Source organism: Variovorax sp. P4_B11 (assembly GCF_056402355.1).
Window position 1 is genome coordinate 1 of the sequence record NZ_JBFUHO010000122.1, and the last position, 8,260, is coordinate 8,260.

Below are 8,260 nucleotides of genomic sequence, written 5' to 3' on the forward strand. Positions count from 1 at the left end.
GGATGTCCTTGAGCGCATAGCCGATTGCCACGTCGTAGCGGCGCACCTCTGCGCCTTCGGGGATGTCGACCAGCGCCACCTTGTGGGCTTGCGGCACCTTCTCGCGCAGCGTGAGGCCCGAGGGGAACACCGTGCCGGCCGCCAGCCCGCCGTCGTTGGCCACGATCGCGACGTTGTCGCGCTCGTGCATGGTGATGTAGAGAGGCGGGCGGTCTGGAGCGGATGACATGGTGGTCCTCGGTCAGCTGCCGAGCACGATGCTCTCGACCCAGTTCGGCCCTTGGCCGGCGCGACACTCGCAGAGTGCCTTCAGCGAACCTGTGTGGGTATCGATGGCGTACAGCGTCAGCCGGTGCGAGCGCTGGCCGGCTGCAATCAGGAAGTGGCCATCGGGCGTGATGTTGAAGCCGCGCGGCTGGGTTTCGGTGGCTGTGTGTCCGATCAATGCGAGGCCCCCGGTTGCGGCGTCGACGCGAAAGGCGCACAGCGTATTGGAGCGCCGCTCGCTGCAGTAGAGGAAGCGGCCGTCGGGCGTCAGGTGCAGATCGGAGGCCCAGGGCTCGCCGCTGAATCCGGGCGGCAAGGCGCTGACGGTCTGGAGCGTGCGCAGCGTGCCGCTGGCCGCGTCGAAGGCCAGCACGTCGATGGCCCCGTCGAGCTCGTTGAGCAGGTAGACGAACCTGGCGTCGGCGCTGAAGACGAAATGCCGAGGGCTGGCGGCCGCGTGCGGCGAGAAGATTGGAGGCGAGTTGGGCCTGAGCTGGCCGGTCGCGGCATCGAAGCGCAACTGCACCACCACACCCGCGCCCAGCGTGCTCGCGAAGACGAAGCGATTGGATGGATCGGCCTGGATCGCATGCGCATGACGGCCGGTGGCCAGCACCTGCTGCGTTGCCAGCGCGATGCCGTCGGCACCGATCGGATTGACCGCGATCTGATCGCCACCATAGGAGGCGCTGAACAGGAATCGGCCCGCGCGATCAGGCGCGATGTAGGCCATGCTGTGCGGCAGTGCGGCGGCACCGATGGCCTGCAGCGTGCCGGTCCTCGCGTCGATCGCGAAGCTCAGCACCTCGCGCGGCTCCGAACGGCGCGCGGCGTAGAGCCGCCGCCGGTCGGGGCTCAGCGCCAGCGGCATCACCTCGCCGCCCACCGCCACCTGCTGCACCGGTGTCAGCGTGGCTTGCCGCGGATCCAGGCGCAGCACCGTGATGTCGCCGCTCTCGGCATTGGAAACGTAGACGCAGAACATGGGTCAGAACACCGGATGGCCGGTAATCAGCGTCGGCAGCCAGGTCGAGAAGCCGGGCACGTAGGTCACCAGCGTGATGGCGATGAAGATGGCCAGGTAGTAGGGCCAGGCGGTCTTCGTGGCTTCGCCGATCGATATCTTGCCGATCGCGCAGCCGATGAACTGCACGGTGCCGACCGGCGGATGGACCAGGCCGAGGGCGCAATTGAGCAGCAGCATCATGCCGAACTGCACCGGTCCGACCCCCATCTGGATCGCTAGCGGAAGAAACAGCGGCGTGGTGATCAGGATGTGCGCCGCCATGTCCAGGAACACGCCCAGGAAGATCTGGATGATGTTGATGTACAGCAGCATCAGCCAGGGCGAGGTGGTCGCCGCCAGCAGCGCGGTCTCGATGGTCTCCGGGATCTCGAGGTAGGCCATCTGGTAGCGCAGCATGTTCGACACGCCGATCAGCAGCAGGATCACGCCGGTGGTCTTGGCGGCCTTGGCCAGTGATTTCAGCAGCTTCTGCCGGGTCATCGTGCGGTAGACGACGACTGTCAGGAGCAGCGAGTAGGTGACCGCGATCGCCGCCGCTTCGGTCGCGGTGGCGATGCCCTCCATCACGCAGACCAGGATGATCACGATCACCATCAGGCCCGGAATCGCCGAGATGAAGGTGCGCAGCACCGTGCCCCAGCCCGGGAAGCGCTCACGCAGCGTGCTGCCGTCGGGGCGCTTCGGGTAGCCGTGCTTCGAGGCCTGCCAGTAGGCCGCGACCAGCATGCAGACCATGATCCAGAAGACCGGGATCAGGCCGGCGAACATCAGGTCCCCGATCGACACGCCCTTGATCACGTGGCCGGCGATCTCGCCTGCGGCCGCCTGGGCGGCGAAGGCATAGATGATCATGTTGTGCGAGGTCGGCATGAGTGCGCCCGACAGCGACGCATGCGTAGTGACGTTGACCGCGTAGGCGGCGCTGTAACCCTCCTTCTTCATGATCGGGATCATCACGCCGCCCATGGCCGAGGTGTCGGCCACCGGCGAACCGGAGACGCCACCGAACAGCGTCGACGCCACCACGTTGGCCAGGCCCAGGCCGCCCTTCCAGTGGCCGACCAGGCTGCGGGCGAAGGCGACGATCTTGTCGGCGATGCCGCCGTGCAGCATCAGCTCGCCCGAGAAGATGAAGAACGGAATCGCCAGGAACGAGAACACGTTCATGCCCGAGACCATCATCTGGATCGCGGTCTCGAACGGCAGGCCCTCGTAGGCGAAGGTCACGAGGCAGCTGAGGCCGATCGCGAAAGCGACCGGCATGCCGAGCACCAGGAAGACCAGGAAGCTGAGAGAAAGCAGTGTCAATGCCATGATGGAACGACCTCATGGCCGGTGAACTGAGCGATCAGATGCTCGAGCGAGAAGAGCGTGATGAGCACGCCGGCGATCACCACCGGCAGGTAGCGGAAGGCTTCGGACAAGCCCAGCGTCGGGATGGTGGCGTCATGGGTCGATATCGCCATCTCGACGCCACCGGCGAACAGCGCGGCGGCGAACGAGATGCTCAGCACGTAGACGAGAGCCTTGCACCAGAACTGCCCCCGGCGCGGCAGCATCTTCACGAGCGAATCCAGGCCGATGTGCCCGGCGTCGCGCACGCCGGCGGAAGCGCCGAACATGGCGACCGAGATCACCAGCAGCAGCGCAACCTGCTCGACATACGCCGGCGCATCGTTGAAGACGTAGCGCAGCACCACGCCGTAGACGACGACGCTCAGCAGGCCGACCAGACAGAGGCACGCGAGGTACATCGTCCAGCGCGATAACCGCGCGTTGAGGTGGGTCAACAAGGTCATCGCGAGCGCATCACTTGGTGTCGGCGATTTCCTGCACCAGCGCCTTGAGCTCAGGCGTGGTGGCGAACTTGTCCCAGACCGGCTTCTCGGCCGCCACGAAGCCCTTGCGGTCGATATCGGCCGCCGGAACGATCTTGGCACCACCCTTGATGACAGCCGCCTTGGCGTCGGTCTCGCGCGGCTCCCACAGCTTCACGTAGTAGGGCACCGATTCCTTGGCGGCCTTGCGGATCTGGGCCTGCTCTTCCTTCGGCAGGGTGTCCCAGACCTTCTTCGAGAACACCAGCACCTCGGGTGTCATCACGTGCATCGTCTCCGAGTACACCGGCGCGGCCTCGAAGTGCTTGGCTTCCTCGTAGGAGGGATAGTTGTTCTCGGCGGCGTCGACGAGACCGGTCTTGAGGCCGGTGTAGACCTCGGCGATCGGCATCGGCGTCGGCGAAGCACCCGTGGCGCTCACCAGGCTCACCATCAGGTCGGAAGGCTGGACGCGGATCTTCAGGCCCTTCATGTCGGCCACAGACTTGACCGGCTTCTTCGCATAGACCGAGCGCGCGCCACTCTCGTAGAAGGCGAGGCCGACGAAGCCGGCCTTGTCGAAGGCGGCCAGGATCTTGTCGCCCGTCGGACCGTACATCACCTTGCGGAAATGATCGATGTCGCGGAACAGGAAGGGCAGCGACGGCATCACCGACTCGGGCACGATGCCGTGGAACGAGGCCGAGCTGACGCGCACCATGTCGAGCGCGCCGATCTTGACCTGCTCGACGGTGTCCTTCTCCGAGCCCAGCGAGCTGTCGGCAAAGATCTTGATCTTGTCCTTGCCGCCGGTCGCAGCCGAGAGCTGGTCGCTCATGTACTTCACGGCCATGTTGGTCGGGAAGTCCTTGGCATGGACTTCGGCCGAGCGGAAGTCGCGTGCCTGCGCATGCATGGCGGCGAGCGACAGCACGGCGGTGGCGATCATGCTGTGCAGGGGGCGATGTTGGATCTTCATGTCTTGTCCTTGGTTTGAATTGCGAGTGAGTCGACTTCTTGGATTGGCGGAAGAGGGAGCCGGTGGCGGCTTATTCGAATGGGCCCTGGGCCGTGAATGCGCCGCCCTGGTAGATGGCGTTGGGGTCGGTCGGCGCCACCGGCGGCTGGGCTTCCACCTTGGCGCGGAAGACCTCGGAGGTGTCCTGCGGCACGAAGCCCAGGTGCGCGGCCGCATCGTTGTCCCACCACAGGTCGCGATTGGCCGACACGCCGTAGACCACCGTGTGCTTGACGTCCGGCGTGAAGAGCGACTTCTCGATTAGCGTCGTGAGGTCGCGAAAGCTGAGCCAGGTGCTCATCATCCGGCGGTTGGCCGGCTCGGGGAACGAGGAGCCGATGCGGATGCTGACGGTCTCGATGCCCCAGCGGTCGAAGTAGAACTGCGCCACGTCCTCGCCGAAGGATTTCGACAGGCCGTAGTAGCCGTCGGGCCGGCGCAGCGCGTGGGCGTCGAGGTGCTCGGTCTGCTTGTAGAAACCGATCACGTGGTTGGAGCTGGCGAAGATCACGCGCTTGACACCGTGGCGGCGCGCCGCTTCGTAGATATGGAACACGCCCTTGATGTTGGCCTCGAGGATTTCCTCGAACGGCCGCTCCACCGAGACGCCGCCGAGGTGCACGATGGCATCGCAGCCGGCCACCAGCGCGTCGACGGCGGACTTGTCGGACAGGTTGCAGGGCACGACTTCCTCATGCGGGCCCTCCGCGGGGGCGAGCGCGGCCACGTCGGACAGGCGCAACACGCCGGCATAGGGGCGCAGCCGTTCGCGCAGCACCTTGCCGAGGCCGCCGGCGGCGCCGGTCAACAGCAGGCGGCCGAGCTTCTGTGGGTTCTTGTCTGGCATCTTCAATGGCTCCTTGGATTGGCTTCGCGACATTCGGCAGATGTCAGTTATATGTTGTCGTACAACGACGGATGAATTATCATCGGGGCATGGCGCTATCGAATGCGGGTAATCCCCAGGTTCATGAGCCGCCGGTGACAGTCGCCGGCGGCGCTGCCGCGCCAGCCGCATTCGTCGGCCGGCCACGGCTGGCGCATGGGCTGGTCGAGGACCTGAGCGCCAAGATCCGCGACGGTGCGCTGCGCCCCGGGGACAAGCTGCCGACCGAGTCGGCCATCATGCAAACCTACGGCGTGAGCCGTACCGTGGTGCGGGAGGCGCTCTCCAAGCTGCAGGCCGGCGGGCTGGTCGAAACCCGCCACGGCATCGGCACCTTCGTGCTGCAACCGCGGGCCGCCGGCATGTTCCGGCTCGAAGCCTCGGACATCGCCACGTCGGTCGACGTGCTGGCCGTGCTCGAGTTGCGCATCAGCCTGGAGACCGAATCCGCCGGGCTTGCCGCGACCCGCCGTACCGAGGAGCAGCTCGCAGCCATGCGGCAGGCGCTCGACGATTTCGAGCACAACGTGACCATTGCCGGCGATACCGTGGCGCCCGATTTCCGCTTCCACCTGCAGATCGCGCAAGCCACCGGCAATCCCTACTTCGCGGACATCATGAGCCACCTCGGCACGACGATCATTCCGCGCACCCGGATCACCGCGATCCGCAACCACGACCGCCGCGGCGAGTACCTCAGCCGGGTCAACCGCGAGCACGAGGAAATCTATGCGGCGATCGCGCGGCGCGATGCCGAGTCGGCGCGCGCGGCCATGCGCATCCACCTGACCAACAGCCGCGAACGGCTTCGGAGCGCCCAGGAGGCGGCCCGGCTCGACGCCGAGAAAAGCGCGACCGCAGGCCCACCGACTGCCTGACGGAGGAGTCGGTCTTTGCTGGACAACCTTTTGAAGTAGTTGTACGATGACTGATGACATCGCTACCATGCGATGCGCATTCTTCAACGATCAGGAGACAACACATGAGTCTGAACCGACGCCATCTCGTACTCGGCGCGCTCGGCAGCGGCCTGCTGGCTGCCGGTGCCGCCCAGGCCGCCGACGCCTGGCCCTCGAAGCCGATCCGCATCGTCGTTCCGTACCCGCCCGGCGGGTCCTCCGACATCATCGCGCGCTCGATCAGCCAGCCCTTGTCGGAAGCGCTGAAGCAATCGGTGATCGTCGAGAATCGCGCCGGCGCCAATGGCAACCTGGGCGCCGACCTGGTGGCCAAGGCCCAGCCCGACGGCTACACGCTGCTGCTGTGCGATGTCGGCGCGCTGGCGATCAGCCCCTCGGTCTACACCAAGCTGTCCTTCGACCCGGCCAAGGACCTGCGTGGCGTCACGATGCTGGCCTATTCGCCGCACCTGCTGGTGGTGCACCCCTCGGTGCCGGCCAACAACCTGAAGGAACTGGTCGCGCTGTCGAAGAAGTCGGACCTCAATTTCGCCGTCACCGCCACTGGCAGCGCGCCGCACCTGGCCGGCGTTGCCCTCGAGCGGGCCAGCGGCGCCCGCTGGGTGTACGTGCCCTACAAGGGCGGCGTTCAGGCGGTGCAGGACACGGTGGCCGGCCAGACCCAGGTGCTGATGAACGGCATGCTGGCGACCCTGCCGCACGTGCAGAGCGGCAAGCTCAAGGTGCTGGGCGTGTCCAAGCCCACGCGCATGCCGCTGATCGGCGATGTGCCGACGATCGCCGAGCAGGGCGTGCCCGGCTTCGAATCCGGCACCTGGCAAGGCGTCCTGGTGCCGCGCGGCACGCCGGAGGCGCTGGTGCAGCGCCTCAACAAGGAACTGATCGCGATCATCCGCACGCCCGACATCCGCTCGCGGCTGGCCGGCCAGGGCGCCGAGGTCGTGACCATGACGTCCGCTGAGCAAGACCAGTTCTTCGAGAAGGAACGCGCCCGCTGGGGCAAGGTCGTCACGGCCGCCCAGATCAAGCTGGACTAAGGCCGCTTCAATTTCCCGTTTCCCACCCACCCCCAACGTTCTTCACATGAATCCCCAAGAACTCAAATCCATCATGGGCTCCGGCCTGCTGTCCTTTCCGTTGACCGACTTCGACCGCAACGGCGACTTCGACCGGAAAAGCTACGAGAAGCGCCTCGAATGGCTGGCGCCCTATGGTGCGAGCGCGCTGTTCGCGGCCGGCGGCACCGGCGAATTCTTCTCGCTGACCGGCGACGAGTACCCCGGGATCATCCAGACCGCGGTTGACACCTGCCGTGGGAAAGTGCCGATCATCGCGGGCGCCGGGGGCCCCACGCGCTTCGCGATCCAGTGCGCCCAGGCCGCCGAGAAGGCCGGCGCGCACGGCGTGCTGCTGCTGCCGCACTACCTCACCGAGGCCGGCCAGGAAGGCCTGGCGGCGCATGTCGAGGCGGTTTGCAAGAGCGTCAGCTTCGGCGTCATCGTCTACAACCGCGGCCAGAGCAAGCTCTATCCCGCGACGCTCGAGAAGCTGGCCGAACGCTGCCCGAACCTGGTCGGCTTCAAGGACGGCATCGGCGACATCGAACTGATGAGCGCGATCCACCTGCGCATGGGCGAGCGCTTCGCCTACCTCGGCGGCCTGCCGACGGCGGAGGTCTATGCGGCCGCCTACAAGGCGCTCGGCACGCCGGTGTATTCGTCGGCGGTGTTCAACTTCATCCCGAAGACCGCGATGGATTTCTACCAAGCCGTGGCCAAGGACGACATCGCGACGCAGCACCGCCTGCTGAAGGATTTCTTCATGCCCTACCTCGAGATCCGCAACAAGGGCCAGGGCTACGCGGTGAGCATCGTCAAGGCCGGCGCCAGGATCGTCGGCCACGATGCCGGCCCGGTGCGCACGCCGCTGACCGAGCTCAAGGCCGACGAGTACGAGGCGCTGGCGGCGCTGATCGCCAAGCTCGGCCCGCAGTAGGACGCCAGGCGGTGCGTCCGCCGCAGTAAGCTGCTCCCCCTACACCTCGATTCCCAAGGATTCCCTGCCATGCAGAACTTCGACAACCTCATCAACGGCGAATGGCGCGCCGCCGCCAGCTACAGCGCCAACCTCAACCCGAGCAACCTCGGCGACGTGCTGGGCCAGTACGCGCAGGGCGACGCGGCCCAGGTCGACGCCGCGATCGCGGCCGCCACGGCCGCCTTTCCCGCCTGGTCCACCGGCGGCATCCAGGCGCGCTCCGAGGCGCTGGACAAGATCGGCGCCGAGATCCTGGCGCGCAAGGAAGAGCTCGGCACGCTGCTGGCG

9 protein-coding genes and 1 pseudogene are annotated in these 8,260 nt (G+C 66.4%); 4 read left to right on the forward strand and 6 right to left on the reverse strand.

Annotated features, from left to right (window positions below; translation table 11 throughout):
• The 6 genes and pseudogenes from garD to AC1DYD_RS40685 all read right to left on the reverse strand — a co-directional run.
• A pseudogene (garD, locus tag AC1DYD_RS40660) lies at positions 1-229 on the reverse strand (galactarate dehydratase); the annotation flags it as partial.
• A gap of 12 nt (positions 230-241) precedes the next feature.
• On the reverse strand, positions 242-1,252 hold the full coding sequence (locus AC1DYD_RS40665; protein WP_478178378.1) for a lactonase family protein: 1,011 nt from the start codon (positions 1,250-1,252) through the stop codon (positions 242-244).
• A gap of 3 nt (positions 1,253-1,255) precedes the next feature.
• Positions 1,256-2,608 carry a TRAP transporter large permease gene (locus AC1DYD_RS40670; RefSeq protein ID WP_478178379.1) on the reverse strand — a complete coding sequence of 451 codons (1,353 nt, stop codon included), beginning with the start codon at positions 2,606-2,608 and terminating at the stop codon, positions 1,256-1,258.
• A complete protein-coding gene (locus AC1DYD_RS40675; RefSeq protein WP_478178380.1) occupies positions 2,599-3,093 on the reverse strand; it encodes a TRAP transporter small permease in 495 nt (164 codons plus the stop codon). The genes AC1DYD_RS40670 and AC1DYD_RS40675 overlap by 10 nt, the downstream gene beginning before the upstream one ends.
• Positions 3,094-3,103: 10 nt before the next feature.
• Positions 3,104-4,084 (reverse strand): TRAP transporter substrate-binding protein, encoded by a 981-nt coding sequence (locus AC1DYD_RS40680; RefSeq protein ID WP_478178386.1) that lies wholly within the window; start codon positions 4,082-4,084, stop codon positions 3,104-3,106.
• Between the two features lie 76 nt (positions 4,085-4,160).
• The gene (locus AC1DYD_RS40685) at positions 4,161-4,976 is read right to left on the reverse strand and encodes an NAD-dependent epimerase/dehydratase family protein (protein ID WP_478178381.1); all 816 of its coding nucleotides are present in this window, start codon (positions 4,974-4,976) and stop codon (positions 4,161-4,163) included.
• Positions 4,977-5,065: 89 nt separating this feature from the next.
• On the opposite strand from AC1DYD_RS40685, the gene AC1DYD_RS40690 reads away from it, so the two are divergent.
• The 4 genes from AC1DYD_RS40690 to AC1DYD_RS40705 form a co-directional block, all read left to right on the forward strand.
• The gene (locus AC1DYD_RS40690) at positions 5,066-5,893 is read left to right on the forward strand and encodes a FadR/GntR family transcriptional regulator (RefSeq protein WP_478178382.1); all 828 of its coding nucleotides are present in this window, start codon (positions 5,066-5,068) and stop codon (positions 5,891-5,893) included.
• Positions 5,894-5,997: 104 nt separating this feature from the next.
• Positions 5,998-6,972 (forward strand): Bug family tripartite tricarboxylate transporter substrate binding protein, encoded by a 975-nt coding sequence (locus AC1DYD_RS40695; protein WP_478178383.1) that lies wholly within the window; start codon positions 5,998-6,000, stop codon positions 6,970-6,972.
• A gap of 46 nt (positions 6,973-7,018) precedes the next feature.
• The gene (gene kdgD / locus AC1DYD_RS40700; RefSeq protein ID WP_478178384.1) at positions 7,019-7,930 is read left to right on the forward strand and encodes a 5-dehydro-4-deoxyglucarate dehydratase; all 912 of its coding nucleotides are present in this window, start codon (positions 7,019-7,021) and stop codon (positions 7,928-7,930) included.
• Between the two features lie 69 nt (positions 7,931-7,999).
• Positions 8,000-8,260 (forward strand): aldehyde dehydrogenase family protein (locus AC1DYD_RS40705; RefSeq protein WP_478178385.1); only part of this gene is annotated, 261 nt, incomplete at its 3' end.